Source organism: Siccibacter turicensis LMG 23730, assembly GCF_000463155.2.
Taxonomy (GTDB): Bacteria; Pseudomonadota; Gammaproteobacteria; order Enterobacterales; family Enterobacteriaceae; genus Siccibacter; species Siccibacter turicensis.
On record NZ_AWFZ01000028.1, the window covers coordinates 249,136 to 265,590 of the forward strand.

Genomic DNA, 16,455 nt, shown 5'->3' on the forward strand with positions numbered 1-16,455 from the left:
CTGCAGACAAAATACTGACAGAACTATTTGCCTGCTTTTTTTGTCACAATGAAAATATATGCCGATATTTTCCCGTCGCCCTTCGCTTAATTAGTTTTTATTTTTTTATTGCAATAAGACAAATGCGCAATTTGCGTCAGGGAAAGCAGATCGTTGGGTGAGCGTCGGGGGAAGTAAGATGAAGGGTTGCGCGGCACCAGGCGAAGCCGTTATCCGGTTGAGGCCGCCCGGAAGATGCGCAACGCTCGCCATTATCGGGGCTGAAAAAGCGCTACCGTTGCGCAAAACACGCATAACGCGCAGATAACACCTCCCCTACAACCCGTCTTTCGCATTTTGAAACAGCGTTTTCAATTCCTTTCTGCGGCGTCGGAAGTTATAATGCCGCCATCATGATCTGAATGGTTTCAGCGAATTGGACTGCACCCGCTCTCATTACAGCAATCGCACACCCCTCCGGGCTGGAACTGCGCCTGACATTCCTCTGCACGCTTTTTTGATGTCACCTATCCTTACCTCTGTGGCATCACAACTTTCGCAACACAGGCTTTACCCCGCGGCGCTACACTCCCGGGGAAATGATTTCCATATCCTTCTCAACTTAAAAAGACTAAGACTGTCATGAAAAAGACGAAAATTGTTTGCACCATCGGCCCGAAAACCGAATCTGAAGAGATGCTGACCCGTATGCTCGACGCGGGCATGAACGTAATGCGTCTTAACTTCTCCCACGGCGACTATGAAGAGCATGGTCAGCGCATCAAGAACCTGCGCAACGTCGTGGCAAAAACCGGTAAAAAAGCGGCGATTCTGCTGGATACCAAAGGTCCGGAAATCCGCACCATCAAGCTGGAAGGCGGCAACGACGTCTCCCTGAAAGCGGGCCAGACCTTCACCTTTACCACCGATAAATCCGTGGTGGGCAACAGCGACATCGTCGCCGTGACCTACGAAGGCTTTACCAATGACCTCTCCGTCGGCAACACCGTGCTAGTGGATGACGGCCTGATCGGTATGGAAGTGACCGCTATCGAAGGCAACAAGGTCATCTGTAAAGTGCTGAACAACGGCGACCTGGGTGAGAACAAAGGCGTTAACCTGCCTGGGGTTTCCATCGCGCTGCCTGCGCTGGCTGAAAAAGATAAGCAGGACCTGATCTTTGGCTGTGAGCAGGGCGTGGACTTCGTGGCCGCTTCCTTTATTCGTAAGCGTTCTGACGTCGAAGAAATTCGTCAGCATCTGAAAGCCCACGGCGGCGAAAACATCCAGATCATCTCCAAAATCGAAAACCAGGAAGGCCTGAACAACTTCGACGACATCCTTGAAGCCTCTGACGGCATCATGGTGGCGCGTGGTGACCTGGGCGTTGAAATCCCGGTTGAAGAAGTGATCTTCGCGCAGAAGATGATGATCGAGAAGTGCGTACGCGCGCGCAAAGTGGTGATCACCGCCACCCAGATGCTCGACTCCATGATCAAAAACCCGCGTCCGACCCGCGCTGAAGCCGGTGACGTGGCGAACGCCATCCTCGATGGCACCGACGCCGTTATGCTGTCTGGCGAATCCGCAAAAGGGAAATACCCGCTGGAAGCGGTGACAATCATGGCCACCATCTGCGAGCGTACTGACCGCGTGATGAGCAGCCGCCTCGATAACAGCAACGACAGCCGCAAACTGCGCATCACCGAAGCGGTGTGCCGTGGCGCGGTGGAAACCGCTGAGAAGCTGGAATCCGCACTGATCGTGGTTGCTACCCAGGGCGGTAAATCTGCCAAAGCGGTACGTAAGTACTTCCCGAACGCGACCATTCTGGCGCTGACCACCAACGAAGTGACCGCGCGTCAGCTGGTGCTGAGCAAAGGCGTAGTACCGCAGCTGGTGAAAGAGATTGCCTCTACCGACGACTTCTACCGTCTGGGTAAAGAAGCGGCGCTGGAAAGCGGCCTGGCGAATAAAGGCGATATCGTGGTGATGGTTTCCGGCGCGCTGGTACCAAGTGGCACCACCAACACTGCCTCTGTGCACGTGCTGTAATTCGATTACGCAAAAATATTTGATTAAAAGGCGCCTCGGGCGCCTTTTTTATTTCCGTTAATAGACGGAAGTAATAAAAATGCAAATTGGATTTCACTATTTAATGCGATAAAACGTAAGATGAATCCGATTAAATCCGCCTGTTTTCTCACGCTTTTTTTAACTTACCCGTTAATGTCGATGCTTCTTTGAGCGAACGATCAAATTTAAGCGTATTCCCATCAAAAAAATATTCTCAACCTAAAAAAGTTTGTGTAATACTTGTAACGCTACATGGAGATTAACTCAATCTAGAGGGTATTTATAATGAATCGTACTAAACTGGTACTGGGCGCGGTAATCCTGGGTTCTACTCTGCTGGCAGGTTGCTCCAGCAATGCTAAAATCGATCAGCTGTCTTCTGACGTTCAGACTCTGAACGCTAAAGTTGACCAGCTGAGCAACGACGTGAACGCAATCCGTTCTGACGTACAGGCTGCTAAAGACGACGCAGCTCGTGCTAACCAGCGTCTGGACAACCAGGCTCACTCTTACCGTAAGTAAGAGTACCTGTAATAAAAATGGCGCACATTGTGCGCCATTTTTTTTGCCCGTAAAACGGCTACTGCACCTGAACCGCTTTATCCGCCTCCAGGCTCCCCGCTTCCGCTCTCTCTGCTCCAGATGTCACCTTCGCACTTTGCACCGCGTCAGCGGCGCGTGAGGACGCAGCAGCGCCCCCTGCGACAGCAACCGGATAACCAGCACGACGCGTCAGCGCGGCATTCACCCGCTGTCGGGTAGCCGCATCATCCCCGGTGAAGGTCGCAAAGTCTGCCGGCAGCACCAGCGGCGCGGTCTGGGTATTCTCTTCAAGCTGCTGCGACAGCGGGCGATGCACTTCGACATAGCGTACGCCGTCCGGCTCCTGGGTGTATTTCACCGGCTGGTTCACAATCTCCACCCGCGTACCCCAGGGTACCTGAGCAAACAGCGACTGAATGTCGTCGGCGTTCATGCGAATACATCCGGAGCTGACCCGCAGGCCAACGCTGTCCGGCGCATTGGTACCGTGGATCAGATACTCACCGTTGCCTTTCGCCAGCCGCATCGCATAGCGTCCGAGTGGATTCCCCGGCCCGGCCGGCACCACTTTCGGCAGCTCAATGCCTTTTGCCAGCGACCGCGCCCGGATACCCGCAGGTGGCGTCCAGGTGGGGTTCGGAATTTTTTGGCTGATGCGGGTGACCATGACCGGCGTCTCCAGCCCCACCTGGCCGATGCCGATGGGATAGACCTGCACAATGTCTTTACCCGGCGGGTAGTAGTAGAGGCGCAGCTCAGGCAGGTTCACCACGATGCCCTCGCGCGGCGTATCCGGCAGGATCAGCTGGGTCGGGATAAGCAGCTGGGTACCGGGCTTCGGCCACACCGGGGCAACGGTGTTGTTGGCCTCCAGCAGCAGCAGCGCGCTGGAGTTGAAGCGGCGCGCAATGGACTGCAGGTTGCGATCCCCCTCCTGCACCACATAGCTCTGGTTGACGCCCACCAGGCGGCTGCCGGCAGGCGGTAAAGGATAGTCCACCGCGAGGGCGGCATGGGGCGCCACGGCGGCGGCAAGAAGCGTTACGGCGAGAAGCGATACGCGTTTCATACTGAATTCCTTTATCACTGGCGAAACGCCAGAACGCTGAAGATGGCGAGGCGGTGAACCACCTCGCATTGACAGGATGAAAGCTGTATCTGAAGTTTAGCTAAGAATGGCGGCTCTGGCGCGGATAGCGCGGATCATCGCTTCCAGTCCCTGGGAGCGGGACGGGGTCAGGTGCTGGGCCAGGGCCATCTGTTCGAACCACGGGCGCACGTCGAAGGCCAGGATGTCCTGCGCGGTCATATCCTGATAGAGGATGAACACCACGGCGATAAGGCCTTTCACGATAGCGGCATCGCTGTCGCCCAGCAGTTCGATTTTGCCGTCGTCGTTCTGACGCATGACAATCCACACCTGGCTCTGGCAGCCCTGAATGATGTTGTCGGGATTATGCGCCTCGCCGCTCAGGACCGGCAGCCGCTGGCCCAGCTCAATGATATAGAGATACTTCTCTTCCCAGCTGGCGCAGCGGTTAAAGTTTTTAATCAGTTTGTCTTTGTCTGGCAGCGTGGCCATGCGTTTCTCCCTGTTACCCTAACAGACGGTGGATACGGGTCAGGCCCGCGACCAGTCTGTCCACCTCTTCTTCGGTGTTATACATCACAAACGACGCGCGGCACATCGCAGGCACGTTAAAGAACGACATCAGCGGCATGGCACAGTGATGCCCGGTGCGCACCGCAATGCCGTAGTTGTCGAGGAAACTGCCTACGTCATAGGCGTGGTGTTTGCCAAGATTAAAGGAAATCACCCCCAGCCGCTCGTCCGGGCCGTAAATCGTCAGATCCGGCACCTCGCGCAGGGCGTTCAGCGCATAGCGCATCAGCGTCTGCTCGTAGTCAGCAATATTGTCGAGGCCCAGCGTCTGAACGTAGCTCAGCGCGGCACCCAGACCGAAAATACCGGCGGTGTTGGGCGTACCGGCTTCGAAACGCCAGGGCGCGGCGGCCCAGGTGGTGCCCTCGGTCAGGCTGACGGTGCCGATCATCGCCCCGCCCCCTTCCCATGGCGGCATGGCGTTCAGGATATCGCCGCGCACGTAGAGCACGCCGATGCCGGTCGGGCCATAAAGCTTATGGGCAGAAAACAGATAAAAGTCGCAGTCCAGCGCCTGTACGTCGACCTTGTGGTGCATCACCGCCTGGGCGCCATCCACCAGCACTTTCACGCCGGCGGCGTGGGCGGTGGCGATAATCTCCGCCAGTGGGTTTTCGATACCCAGCACGTTGGAGACGTGGGCCACCGCCAGCAGACGGGTGCGCTCATCAATGAGGGACGGCAGCACCTCAAGCTTCAGGGTGCCGTCCTCGTTGAGCGGGATTACGCGCAGCTCGGCGCCTACGCGGGCGCACAGCATCTGCCAGGGAACGATATTGGCATGATGCTCCATAGTGGTCACAATAATATTGTCGCCAGCCTGGACGTTGCTGACGCCCCACGTATTGGCGATCAGGTTGATCCCCTCGGTGGTGCCGCGCACAAAAACGATCTCTTCCGGCGAGCGGGCGTTCAGAAAGGTTGCCGCCTGGCCGCGCACGTTTTCCATCTGCGTGGTGGCTTCGGCACTCATGGTGTGAATACCACGGTGCACCGCGGCATAACCGGTCCGGTACAGCCCCAGCTCGGCGTCAATTACCTGCGTCGGCTTTTGCGCGCTGGCGGCGCTGTCCAGATAGACCAGCGGCTGACCGTTTACTTCACGTGCCAGAATCGGAAAATCGGCCCGTACCCGCTCGACTGAAAACATCATGCTTCTCCCCCCGTCAGGCGCTGCCCGATACGGGCCAGCACCAGCTGTTTGAGCGCGTCGTCGTGGATACTTTCGGTAAGCTCGGCGGCGAAGGCAAAGATGATCATCTGTTCTGCCGCCTGGGCGGTGATCCCGCGCGAGCGCAGATAGAACAGCTGCTCATCGTCAATGCGCCCGATGGTAGCCCCGTGGCTGCACTTCACATCATCGGCATAGATTTCCAGCTGCGGTTTGGTGTCCACTTCGGACAGCCGGCCCAGCAGCAGGTTGTTGTTGGTCATCTGGCCGTCGGTCTTGATGGCGTGCTGCGCCACTTTGATCATGCCGTTGAACACGGCGCGGCCGCGGTCGCGCACGATGACCTTGTGCATCTGGCGGCTGTTGCAGTAGCCCTTATTGTGCTCAAGCCAGGTGCGGGTGTCGCACACTTCGCTGTTGACCGGCAGCGCCAGGCTGTTGAGACGCAGCGTGACGTTTTCACCGTTGAGCTGGGTGCTGGTGTTGTGGCGCAGCACCGCGCCACCTAACAGGAAGCTGCTGCTGTACGCATCCACATCCTGCTGCGCCAGCAGATCGTTGTGCGCGAAGTGGTAGCTTTTCGCGTTTTCAAACGCCAGCTTGTAGTGGCGTAGCTGGCTGTTGGCCCCGGCGTCAAAGGTGAAACGGGCACCGGTGAAGTGCGGACGCTCATTGAGACTGACAAAGTGCTCCATGACCGTGGCCTGCGCCCCTTCGCCCAGCTCAAGGTGATGGCGATAGTGCACCGTATTCATGGTGTCGGTTTCACTGCCGGCGGTAATGTGCATCAGCAGCAGCGCTTTCGCCGGTTGGGCGTTACGCGCCACGCGAATACGGGTCACCGTCTGGGCCAGGCTTTCAGTCAGGTGCAGGAACACGTCAGCCTGTACCGGAGCCGGCAGGCCCGCGCGGCGTTCGTCGACCGTCACCTCAAAGCCGCTGTCCGCGAGATTATCGCTGAGCGCTTCACTGTAATGGCCATCAACGAACACCAGACGCAGAGCATCAACCGGCAGCGCCAGGGCGTCGCGCTGCGCCGCACTCAGGGTCGCCGGGGTCGGGATGGCAAACTCGTTGTTGAGCAGGCCGTCCAGCGGAGTGTATTTCCAGTTCTCCTGCTTGCGCGTCGGCAGCCCGAGACGCAGCATCTGCTGCAGGTGATGCTGGGCTTCCTCGGAATGGTTTGCGCCCTGGGTTTCAAACAGGCGGTGCCACTGCTGCAGCGCGTTACTCTTGTTCTGTAAGCCAGCCATAGCCCTGCTCCTCCAGCTGTTTCACCAGTGAGAAATCACCGGATTTCACAATGCGGCCCTGGTACAGCACGTGCACAAAGTCAGGCTTGATGTAGTCGAGGATGCGCTGATAGTGCGTGACGATAACAAAGGAACGCTTGCCGTCGCGCAGGGAGTTGACGCCGTCAGAGACGATTTTCAGGGCGTCGATGTCGAGCCCGGAATCCGTTTCGTCCAGGATGCACAAATCCGGCTCCAGCACCGCCATCTGCAGAATGTCGTTCCGCTTCTTCTCGCCGCCGGAGAAGCCCACGTTGACCGAACGGCTGAGCAGATCTTCCGGCATCTTCAGCAGCTGAATTTTCTCTTCCATCAGATCCTGGAAGTCGAAGCGGTCCAGCTGCTCTTTGCCGCGATACTCGCGTACCGCGTTGAGGGCGGTCTGCAGGAAGAACTGGTTGCTGACGCCCGGGATCTCAACCGGATACTGGAACGCCATGAAAATGCCTTCTCCGGCACGGTCTTCCGGCGAGAGCGCCTGCAGGTCTTTGCCCTTGAACAGGATCTCCCCACCGGTGACTTCATAATCTTCACGCCCGGCAAGAGTCGCCGACAGGGTGCTTTTCCCCGAGCCGTTTGGCCCCATGATGGCGTGAACTTCGCCAGGACGCACCTCAAGGTTCAACCCGCGCAGGATCGCCTTGTCTTCAACGCTGACGTGTAAATCTTTAATGCTTAACATGAAATATCCTTTCCCGACATTACCCGACGCTGTGCTCAAGGCTAATGGCTAATAATTTTTGTGCTTCCACGGCAAATTCCAGTGGCAGCTCGGAGAACACGTCTTTACAGAACCCGTTGACGATCATGGAGATGGCGTCGTCTTCGCTGATGCCGCGTTGCAGGCAGTAGAACAGCTGATCTTCACCGATGCGCGAGGTGGTGGCTTCGTGCTCCAGCTGCGCGGTGTTATTGCGGCACTCCACGTACGGGAAGGTGTGCGCCCCGCTGTCCGGGCCAATCAGCATCGAGTCACACTGGGTGAAGTTACGCGCGTTGGTGGCGCTCGGCATGATCTTCACCAGCCCGCGATAGCTGTTCTGGCTGTGTCCCGCTGAGATCCCTTTCGAGATAATCGTCGATTTGGTGTTTTTGCCAATGTGGATCATTTTGGTGCCGGTGTCGGCCTGCTGATGGCCGCTGGTCAACGCCACGGAGAAAAACTCGCCGATGGAGTTGTCGCCGCGCAGCACGCAGCTTGGGTACTTCCAGGTGATGGCCGAGCCCGTTTCCGACTGGGTCCAGGACATTTTGCTGTTTTCGCCTTCGCACAGGGCGCGCTTGGTGACGAAGTTCAGAATGCCGCCGGTGTTGTTGTCCCCAGGGAACCAGTTCTGCACCGTGGAGTACTTCACTTCCGCGTCTTTATGGATGATCACTTCCACCACCGCCGCGTGCAGCTGGTAGCTGTCGCGTACCGGGGCGGAGCAGCCCTCAATGTAGCTGACGTAGCTGCCTTCGTCGGCAATCAGGATGGTGCGCTCAAACTGACCGGTTTTTTCAGCGTTGATGCGGAAATAGGTCGACAGCTCCATCGGGCAGCGCACCCCTTTCGGGATGTAGATGAAGGTGCCGTCGGAGGCCACCGCGGCGTTCAGCGCGGCAAAGAAGTTGTCGTTTGACGGTACCACGGTACCCAGGTACTGCTTCACCAGCTCCGGATGGTCGTGGATCGCCTCGCCGAAGGAGCAGAAGATGATGCCCTGCTCGCCAAGCTTCTCGCGGTAGGTGGTCGCCACCGAAACGGAGTCAAAGATGGCATCGACCGCAACTTCACGGCCTTCGCGCACCGGTACGCCGAGCTGGTTAAAGGCCTCTTCCACTTCCTGGGTAAGCCAGGCGTTTTCGCCCGACTGCTGCACCGCACCAGGCTGGGAGGCACAGGTGTCATCGCAGCTGCCGCACGACGGCGCGGAGTAGTAGCTGTAATCCTGATAGTCGAGCTTGTCGTAGTGGGCTTTCAGCCAGTGCGGCTCTTCCATGTCGAGCCAGGCCTTAAAGGCGTTGAGTCGAAACTCAAGCATCCACTCCGGCTCGTTGCGGCGCGCAGAGATCGCACGCACCACGTCTTCGTTAATGCCCTTTGCGAACTCTTCGGTCCGCACCTGCGTGAAGAACCCCTCTTTGTAATTGAGTGGCCCGGTCCAGGTCTGCACGTCGTCTGTCGTTTCTGTGTTACGAGACATAATACCGCCTATACCCCAAAGCTTTCGCCGCAGCCACATTCGTGCTGCGCTTTCGGGTTATTGAATTTGAAGATCTGGTTGAGCCCTTCACGCACGTAATCGACCTCGGTGCCATCGATAAACGGCATGGCATCCAGCGGCACCCACAGGCGCGCGCCGTCGACCTCGAACACCAGGTCGTCCTCGCGCGGCTCGGTCACCGTGTCCAGCACATAGCCGAATCCGGCGCAGCCGGTCTGTTTAATGCCCAGACGCACGCCGAGCAGGCCAGGCTTCTGCTCCACAAGATGACGGATATGCGCCGCCGCGTCCGGCGTCAGGGTCAGTCCCTGCCAGCCCGGATCGTTGGGATCAAAGGTTCCTGATGACGTTTCCATTATTGCACCTCATGTTTTGTAAGCCCGAGAGCCGATAACGCTATGTTAGTGATAACTATTATCACTTCAACCTCTGTGCATAAGGGTTATTCGCTAATAAATGGCTTTTCAGGCGCATTGATTAAGCATAGACCCTGCTCACAAGGAGATCGGTAAAGCGGGAACATTATTAATCCATTGATATGATTAACGTTTCCTCATTACCCCTCGGTTGCGGGCGTCATGTTAAGAAGATGTATAGATAATACCTATTTATGAGATAGGGTTCAAAAAAACCGACTCCCTGCCCTGAGCAGGGGTATTCCCCGTTTACGCCAGGTTTTCCGTACGCCAGCGTCATCGGTCAGCCCTTCGACACACTGTCATCTGCTCCGACAGACGCACGATATTAACCCTCTCGCCATTCGCATTTTAACGCTTTACTGGCCGTACTTTTTTACCTAATCGCTATGATTCAGTTACTAAGGAAATCCTTTCCCTAAGCCAAATAATTTTCAAAAATAATTTCCTTGACCGCCTGACAATAAATAAGCGACTCGCGGAAGATAAGATTTACAACTATTTCAGCCTGATGTCACGCCGTGTAACGGAACGTTCCCTTTTATAAAAAACACCTGTCATTCATGATCTTATAAATTAATTTTTTATTATACCGCCACGCGAAAATTTCTGAAATCAGCACAATGAGTGAAATAAAACAGAAACATGAGCGGTAATTTTATATAGTGAATAGGTTGTATATCTTTTCTCATTCATCAAAACCGGAGGTATACGTGTTTATTTCTGATGAAGAACAGGGCAACTTGCTAATTGGTCAGGCAGCGATGCAGCTCCTTCTCAGAAGCCAGGACGTTACTGTGCAATCCCTGCAGAAAGAGATGCTGATGATGGCGGAAAACGAGCGTGACGAGCAGCGCCTGGTGCTGATGCATGAAATGCGTCGCTGGCTCGCCGGGTATTGCAGTCTCAGCAGCCGAGCGCCTGAACGAGCAGGCTGGCTTGAGGGCAAACAGCCCGTGGATTTCCGCTATACCGCAACGTCTGAAGAGCGCCATAAGTCGTAACGCTCACCTCCACCATCCGCCCTGCGGGTGGTGGCATAAGCTCCACTCCCCTCTCTCTGTCTCCGCTTTTTACACCCTGCAAACTCATCCTGTTGCCAAAATACATAAGCTTTATGAATAAATATTTACCTGTACAGGTTACGAAGTCCTGTACAAGTGCCTCAGACTTGTATAGCTTTGTACCACTCAGCAGGTTAACTTTCATTCTAAAGCTAAGGACATTCTTATGCGTCAGGACGGATACAGTGCTTTACCCACAAGCGACATCGCCCGTTATTTCAGCAGCGCGTCCTTGCCGTCTCAGCAGGAAACCCTGGGTCGCATCGTGGTAGAGCTTTTACAGGCGGGTAAGACCCTTAACCGTAAAGCGATTTGTACCATGCTGCTGCTTCGCCTCGAGCAGTCGGATAGCGCTGATGCGAAGCAACACTATCAGGAACTCATCCGCCTGCTTTTTGCCCGGGATGCGTGATACCGGTTGGTACAGCGCCCGTCCCGGCCAGGGAGTGCTGTACTCGCCATCATATCTGAGCCTCACTATCTGAAGCCAGACCGGATGCCGCAGCTAAGGCCCCGCATTCAGCCCTCGACGCAGCGACTAACAGGGCAACTGACTTTCAGAGAAGCCGATATGACCAGCAGTAACGACAAAAAGAAATTAACAGACATCATGATGGGTGAAGCAGTGCTGACGCTGCTCCATGACGGCGGCCCTATCTCCACCGGCTCGCTGATTACCCGCCTGCATGTGCTGGCAGCCTCCGAACAAAACGAAATTCGCAAGCAGGCCTGCGAATGGGCCATCACTCAGGTTCGAGAGAGCATGGCCGTCAACCGCGATCGTGATAACCACGAGGCGGGTGATAATGAAAACGTGCACTACCTTTTTCACCACAACGATGCGGCAGACGACAACGATAAGCATTAATTACCTTACGCCGTTACTTTAACCCTACAGGACATTCACCATGCAACAGCAGTCATCCGGAAACGTTATCCTCCAGCACCTTATGAGCGCGGGTGACCTGTATGCCAGTGAAACCGAAGTCCTGGGAGCGACCATTCGTCAGATCGCCATGAGTCAGGGTCAGGTCACCAATAAAGCCATTATCCTGCACCTGATTAAGCAGCTCGATGACACCTCTGACGTTGTACAGCAGGACATCCTGCGCCACACGCTTGAGCTGGTGGTAGGTCGTACGCCAGACGATCTGCATATCTGATGGGTTGACGCGGCCGCGACCACTACGGTGGTCGTTGCCAGATGTTCGGGGTCAGATAGCCTGATGAGAGATGTGCCGCTACGGCATAATGGTGGGTCAGTTCATTTTTCCGGCGATGAGCTTAACCGCTTGCAGAAGCGCTTTCTTAAAACCGTCATCGGAGGTTTGCTCCATCAACGTGTGCAGTAGCGCGGTGATATCTTGCATATGAACCGGTTTGCCCGCTTTAAGCAGTTGGGTAACAACAAAGCCTACGGCTGCGTGAACCTCTTCCGGGATAGTTGCCTTTTCATGAGCCAAACGTTCTCCTCAGTTATTAGCTGGAACTATATACAGCATAACACCTCCTCTGACTGAGCGACACCCAGCCCCCCTGGCGCAATATGTAACTGCCCTTTTCCCCCGCTTCGTTTCGCCTCCCTGGACATGCCCCGTCTTTTATCTGCTACAGTAACCGCACACAAACGCCAACCCCGGACCCTATTCATGCTGACCACACTGCTCTATCGCAGTCATATATCCGACGATGTCACGATCAAAACGCTCGAAGCGATGGTCAAAAAAGCCAGTGAACGCAACGCCTCTTACGACGTTACGGGCATCCTGCTTTTTAACGGAAGACACTTTTTTCAGCTGCTTGAAGGCCCGGAAGCGGGTGTCAGCGCGGTATATGATCGTATTTGTGCCGATAATAAGCATCATAATCTGGTTGAGCTGATGCGTGATTACGCCCCTGCCCGCCGGTTCGGCAATGCGGGGATGGAGCTTTTCGATCTGCGCGAGCACGAGGAGTTTTCGGTATTGCAGGCGGTGCTGAACCGGGGCACATCGAAATTCCAGCTGACCTACGCCGATCGCGCTCTGCAGTTCCTGCGCACCTTTGTCGAAGCCACCGAAAAGAAAAATTACTTTGAAGTACTGCCTGCCGAGCACTGGGAGTTCCTGGTGGATGAGCTCATGAAGCCCCAGGCCTCGGACGTCGCCCTCCCCGAGGGCCAACAGCTGTTTGCCTTCCAGCCGATCGTCGATCCCATGTCCCGCGAGATGGTGTCGGTGGAAGCTAAAATGCGTGCGCCCGACGGTGGCCCTGCCCAGGATCATTTTGCCGGTCTGACGCCGCAGGAGACGTACGAGCTGGATCTCCATTCCAAGGCGCAGGCGTTTGCGCAGGCCGCCAGCCTCGGCATTGAGGGGCGTACGCTGTCAATCAACCTGCTGCCCATGACCCTGGTGGAAGTGCCGGGTGCGGTGGACTATCTGCTGCGTGAAATTCAGGCTAATAATCTGGTGCCGGAGCAGGTGGTGGTCGAGGTGACGGAAAATGACGTTATCCCGCGCACCGAAGCGTTTGAACAGGCCGTGCGCCAGCTTAAAGCCGCGGGTATCAGCCTGGCGATTGATAACTTTGGTGCCGGTTCTGCGGGCCTGCTGCTGCTGACGCGCGTGCAGCCCGATCGCATTAAGATCGACCACAACATCATTCGCGACGTGCATAAAAGCGGTCCGAAGCAGGCCATCGTGCTGGCGATTATGAAGTGCTGTTCGGCGCTGGAAATCGCCGTGACGGCGGAAGGCGTCGAAAAGCCCGAAGAGTGGATGTGGCTCGAAGTTGCGGGTATCTCGTGGTTCCAGGGGTCACTGTTTGCCAGGCCGGCGCCGGGAAGCATTCCTGCGGTGGCATGGCCGGAACTGCGCTAATTATTTCAGGGCCGGATTTATCCGGCCATACCCTCATAAATAACAGGCCATTTCCACTCGGGTTGTAGTTTTTTATTTGAGTATTTCCTGATAACACCATTCGTTTCAAAAAGTTACTCACCCCAGGCAATTGTTGCGACAGAGCCAGAAAAATAAAAAATCTTTTGAAACATAAAAAATAACGCAAATATTTTCCTGATTAAAATCAGCCACATGAGATTTCTTTTGTTAATAGCTGGCTCTGGATATATCTTATTACTACAACCAGGTCCGCAGTGAAATTATACTATGATGTAATCTTTAAATAACGCCGGAGGAGCTTACTTGTATTTTAATAGCGATGAAAAAAGTAGAGTGTTAATTGGCGAAGCGGCCATTCATCTTGCCCTTACCGAACAAGAAATAAACGTTGAAACGTTGATTCATCAGCTCACGCTGATGGCACGCAAAGAGACGTCGGGTCCACGTCTGGCCTCAATCCATGCAGCCTGTGAATGGCTGAACGACTCCAGGGCGCTCAGTAACCAGCATATTGAAGAACTAAACTGGCACAACATGAGCCACGATGAGCCGCAGCGCTCATCATCTGACAACGTTGTCAGACTGACCCCTAATAGCAATGATGAGTGACCGCCCTCCCCATGTATGTCACCCCTCACCTGCGATGTCATGGATGACGTCAATGCTCCATGACTCCCATCTGTATGTTTCCATGCCAGTCGGCATCGTGCTTTCTGCTTAACATCGCACCTTTTGCTACTACAATTTCCCCTGTACACTATTATTAATTCTGTACAACTTTGCTGATATTGGTTAATTTTCTCCTGCTAATGTGTACACATTTTTAACAAGTTAAGGGTGAAATCATGCCTCGGCAAGGCTACAAGCCGGACGCCGCCAGCGATATCGCGCGTTATTTCAACAAGGCGGTACATCTGTCTTCGCAGGAAACGCCTGGGGAAGTGGTTGTCGGACTGCTGCATGAGGGCAAGCCCCTGAGCCGCAGCGCGATTTGCGCAAAGCTTCTGTATCGTCTGGAAATGTCCGGCACGCCGGAACAGGACGCCCATTACCGTGAACTTATCGGAATGATGTTTCAGCGCTGAAGTATGGCGCGACACCGGGCTACCATGATTGCACCTGAACCGCTTTACCGCGAAGCGCAGGATGGAGCTTATCAGCAGCGATGCGTCGCTGTTTGCACAGATCCGAATGCATCCTTCCGGATGCGTGTCCTTATGCCTGTCACGGGCACAGGGACAAAAATGTAATCAGAGAAGTTGTTATGTACGAAAGTGATGAAGAAAAACTAACCGACCATGTTATTGGCGAGGCTGTGCTTGGCTTGCTCAATGACAACGCGCCTATCAGCAGTGCTTCGCTGATTGCCAGGCTTGATGTGATGGCAGGCAGTGAAACAGACGAGCGGAGGAAACAGGCTATCAAAGCGGCGATCTCCGAAGTCCGCCGTGGCATTCCAGCGAGGCGCAGTAAGCGCCCGTTAACAGGTCGGGATAACGATAGCAGGAGCGCGCGGTTCGATGCCGATGCACCGCCTGCGGGTACAAAAAAACATTGATGTCTGTTCCTATTGGGCCGTTTGCCGGGCTTGATGCCCGGTTGTTGCGTTGCAGCGGTAATCGCAGCCTTCTCAACGCATAAGCGGCTAAGTCTTATTTTTTCGCAGAGCAAATACTATGCAGCAAAATTCTTCAGAAAAAGAGATCGTGTTGTTTTTCCAGAGCGCAGGCGATCAGCTGGCGCAGGAATCGGAAGTGCTCGGCGCTGTGATCAGAAACATCCTTGCCGATAACCGTTAGGTGACCAACAAGGCGATCATTCTTTATCTTATCGCTGAAATGGAGAATACATCGGACGTGGTTCAGCTGGATGTGCTGCGCAGTACGCTTGAGATTGTGGTAGGAAGAACACCAGACGATGCATAATAAAAGCCCTCGCGTTTAAGGACGCGGGGTTTTCTTTTAGCGCGGCGGGCTGAAGGTTTCTTGCCTGCGCTTAATGCAGCTTGGCCTTAAGCAGGCCGATGGCCTCAAAGTAGGGATACTGCTGCGATTCGTCTTCCAGCAGGCAAAGCCGATGCAGCACACCGATAATTTCATGGATGCGCACCACCCTTCCGGGCTTGAGCAGATCGGACACCGCATTACCGATAAGCGCCTTCACTTCTGTTGATATTTCCGCTTCATTAACCACATGACCTCCGTGGTACACACAGCGACTTTCACCGTTATCCCCGCCTCGTATTTAGCAGGAAGGCTCGTCGGGCTTGTAGCCGCATGAAAGAGTGGTTATTTCCGGGGCGATAACTCTGTCGCCGGAAATAATATATTTTTTTCTGCTGTACACCGCTTATGACATCGCAGTGTAACAATGATTGTTTACGGCAGAATGCGTAAAACGTATGAATTGCGTGAAATAAAAAAGCCCCGCATCGCTGCGAGGCTTTTCTGCGTTTATTTCCTGAATTCAGCCGGCGCGTAGCCTTTCTGAATAAAGGGGGCAAAACTGTCTAATGTCGTCATTGCTGACTTACAAAAAATACACTTTGCGCCAAACGGATTTTTTTCAGTCATGTCAAACGGCGAGGTTCGATATTGCGAACCGTGGCAGCATGGGCATCTGAAATGAATTTGAGCTGTAATACGATCGTCCTTAGAGCGCTACCACGTTGACAGCTGACGGGCCTTTCGGACCGTTTTCAACTGCGAACTCAACCTGTTGGTTTTCGTACAGCGTACGGAACTCGTCGCTCTGGATGGCGGAGAAGTGTACGAACACATCTTTGCTACCGTCCTGCGGAGTAATAAAACCAAAGCCTTTTTCCGGGTTAAACCATTTTACTGAACCAGTCATCTTCGTAGACATATTGCTTTCCTTTCCTGAGAGCCTTGCGGCGTAATGGCCTGAATACAGCGTTAAATCAGAGCGTTAAGAGAAGACTCACAAGAAGAGGTATCTGGGATACTTAAGAGATGAGGACTGCTTTAGTAAACTGCTTAGAATTGTCTGCACTTCAAACCGACAACGCCATTAACGCATGTTTAGCTTTTTCGCGCAAGGGCTATTTACGATTAGCGTCTATTTCCCTGCTGCTTTGCTTTTCTTTACGCAGTAAACGGCATACGGCGGTTTAATTTATTTTTCCGGGAACTTTCTTAAGGC

Annotated in this window: 21 protein-coding genes and 1 pseudogene; 11 read left to right on the forward strand and 11 right to left on the reverse strand. The window is 54.5% G+C overall.

What is annotated here, in order from left to right; translation table 11 throughout:
- Positions 1–621: 621 nt before the first annotated feature.
- Positions 622–2,034, forward strand: coding sequence for a pyruvate kinase PykF (gene pykF, locus DW58_RS05590; protein WP_024549009.1), 1,413 nt, complete (start codon positions 622–624; stop codon positions 2,032–2,034).
- Between the two features lie 306 nt (positions 2,035–2,340).
- The gene (locus DW58_RS05595) at positions 2,341–2,577 is read left to right on the forward strand and encodes a major outer membrane lipoprotein (RefSeq protein ID WP_007374746.1); all 237 of its coding nucleotides are present in this window, start codon (positions 2,341–2,343) and stop codon (positions 2,575–2,577) included.
- Between the two features lie 58 nt (positions 2,578–2,635).
- Here DW58_RS05595 and ldtE read toward each other — a convergent pair whose 3' ends face one another.
- The 7 genes from ldtE to sufA all read right to left on the reverse strand — a co-directional run bounded on the left by ldtE (position 2,636) and on the right by sufA (position 9,287).
- A complete protein-coding gene (gene ldtE, locus DW58_RS05600) occupies positions 2,636–3,667 on the reverse strand; it encodes a L,D-transpeptidase LdtE (RefSeq protein ID WP_024549008.1) in 1,032 nt (343 codons plus the stop codon).
- A gap of 96 nt (positions 3,668–3,763) precedes the next feature.
- Entirely contained in the window at positions 3,764–4,180 is a 417-nt protein-coding gene (gene sufE / locus DW58_RS05605) for a cysteine desulfuration protein SufE (RefSeq protein ID WP_024549007.1), read from the reverse strand.
- A gap of 13 nt (positions 4,181–4,193) precedes the next feature.
- Positions 4,194–5,414, reverse strand: coding sequence for a cysteine desulfurase SufS (gene sufS / locus DW58_RS05610; RefSeq protein ID WP_024549006.1), 1,221 nt, complete (start codon positions 5,412–5,414; stop codon positions 4,194–4,196).
- Entirely contained in the window at positions 5,411–6,685 is a 1,275-nt protein-coding gene (sufD, locus tag DW58_RS05615; RefSeq protein ID WP_024549005.1) for a Fe-S cluster assembly protein SufD, read from the reverse strand. Before sufD ends, sufS begins: the two co-directional genes overlap by 4 nt.
- Positions 6,660–7,406, reverse strand: a complete 747-nt coding sequence (sufC, locus tag DW58_RS05620; protein ID WP_024549004.1) for a Fe-S cluster assembly ATPase SufC — start codon at positions 7,404–7,406, stop codon at positions 6,660–6,662. Before sufC ends, sufD begins: the two co-directional genes overlap by 26 nt.
- Positions 7,407–7,425: 19 nt before the next feature.
- Positions 7,426–8,910, reverse strand: coding sequence for a Fe-S cluster assembly protein SufB (gene sufB / locus DW58_RS05625; protein ID WP_024549003.1), 1,485 nt, complete (start codon positions 8,908–8,910; stop codon positions 7,426–7,428).
- Between the two features lie 8 nt (positions 8,911–8,918).
- Entirely contained in the window at positions 8,919–9,287 is a 369-nt protein-coding gene (sufA, locus tag DW58_RS05630; RefSeq protein ID WP_024549002.1) for a Fe-S cluster assembly scaffold SufA, read from the reverse strand.
- 857 nt (positions 9,288–10,144) lie between these two features.
- Between sufA and DW58_RS05635 the strand changes: the two genes are divergently transcribed.
- From DW58_RS05635 to DW58_RS05650, 4 genes are all read left to right on the forward strand, one after another.
- A complete protein-coding gene (locus DW58_RS05635) occupies positions 10,145–10,351 on the forward strand; it encodes a hypothetical protein (RefSeq protein WP_152525661.1) in 207 nt (68 codons plus the stop codon).
- Between the two features lie 226 nt (positions 10,352–10,577).
- The gene (gene ycgZ, locus DW58_RS05640) at positions 10,578–10,823 is read left to right on the forward strand and encodes a regulatory protein YcgZ (RefSeq protein WP_024549000.1); all 246 of its coding nucleotides are present in this window, start codon (positions 10,578–10,580) and stop codon (positions 10,821–10,823) included.
- A gap of 159 nt (positions 10,824–10,982) precedes the next feature.
- A complete protein-coding gene (locus DW58_RS05645) occupies positions 10,983–11,279 on the forward strand; it encodes a hypothetical protein (protein WP_024548999.1) in 297 nt (98 codons plus the stop codon).
- Between the two features lie 40 nt (positions 11,280–11,319).
- Complete coding sequence (locus tag DW58_RS05650; RefSeq protein WP_024548998.1) at positions 11,320–11,574, forward strand: biofilm/acid-resistance regulator YmgB/AriR; 255 nt, start codon at positions 11,320–11,322, stop codon at positions 11,572–11,574.
- Between the two features lie 96 nt (positions 11,575–11,670).
- Here the strand turns inward: DW58_RS05650 and DW58_RS05655 are convergent, their stop codons facing one another.
- Complete coding sequence (locus DW58_RS05655; protein WP_024548997.1) at positions 11,671–11,874, reverse strand: hypothetical protein; 204 nt, start codon at positions 11,872–11,874, stop codon at positions 11,671–11,673.
- Positions 11,875–12,060: 186 nt separating this feature from the next.
- Here DW58_RS05655 and DW58_RS05660 point away from each other — a divergent pair, with 186 nt between their 5' ends.
- The 5 genes and pseudogenes from DW58_RS05660 to DW58_RS05680 all read left to right on the forward strand — a co-directional run bounded on the left by DW58_RS05660 (position 12,061) and on the right by DW58_RS05680 (position 15,218).
- Positions 12,061–13,272, forward strand: a complete 1,212-nt coding sequence (locus DW58_RS05660; RefSeq protein ID WP_024548996.1) for a diguanylate phosphodiesterase — start codon at positions 12,061–12,063, stop codon at positions 13,270–13,272.
- A gap of 324 nt (positions 13,273–13,596) precedes the next feature.
- The gene (locus DW58_RS05665; protein ID WP_024548995.1) at positions 13,597–13,902 is read left to right on the forward strand and encodes a hypothetical protein; all 306 of its coding nucleotides are present in this window, start codon (positions 13,597–13,599) and stop codon (positions 13,900–13,902) included.
- 236 nt (positions 13,903–14,138) lie between these two features.
- A complete protein-coding gene (ycgZ, locus tag DW58_RS05670; RefSeq protein ID WP_024548994.1) occupies positions 14,139–14,378 on the forward strand; it encodes a regulatory protein YcgZ in 240 nt (79 codons plus the stop codon).
- 179 nt (positions 14,379–14,557) lie between these two features.
- Positions 14,558–14,851, forward strand: a complete 294-nt coding sequence (locus DW58_RS05675) for a hypothetical protein (protein WP_024548993.1) — start codon at positions 14,558–14,560, stop codon at positions 14,849–14,851.
- A 118-nt stretch (positions 14,852–14,969) separates the two neighbouring features.
- A pseudogene (locus DW58_RS05680) lies at positions 14,970–15,218 on the forward strand (biofilm/acid-resistance regulator YmgB/AriR).
- Between the two features lie 70 nt (positions 15,219–15,288).
- Here DW58_RS05680 and DW58_RS05685 read toward each other — a convergent pair.
- From DW58_RS05685 to cspE, 3 genes are all read right to left on the reverse strand, one after another.
- Positions 15,289–15,486, reverse strand: coding sequence for a hypothetical protein (locus DW58_RS05685; protein WP_024548992.1), 198 nt, complete (start codon positions 15,484–15,486; stop codon positions 15,289–15,291).
- Between the two features lie 260 nt (positions 15,487–15,746).
- Positions 15,747–15,935 (reverse strand): cold shock small protein YmcF, encoded by a 189-nt coding sequence (gene ymcF / locus DW58_RS21340; RefSeq protein WP_071789249.1) that lies wholly within the window; start codon positions 15,933–15,935, stop codon positions 15,747–15,749.
- 10 nt (positions 15,936–15,945) lie between these two features.
- Positions 15,946–16,158 (reverse strand): transcription antiterminator/RNA stability regulator CspE, encoded by a 213-nt coding sequence (gene cspE, locus DW58_RS05690; protein WP_024548991.1) that lies wholly within the window; start codon positions 16,156–16,158, stop codon positions 15,946–15,948.
- Positions 16,159–16,455: the final 297 nt, after the last annotated feature.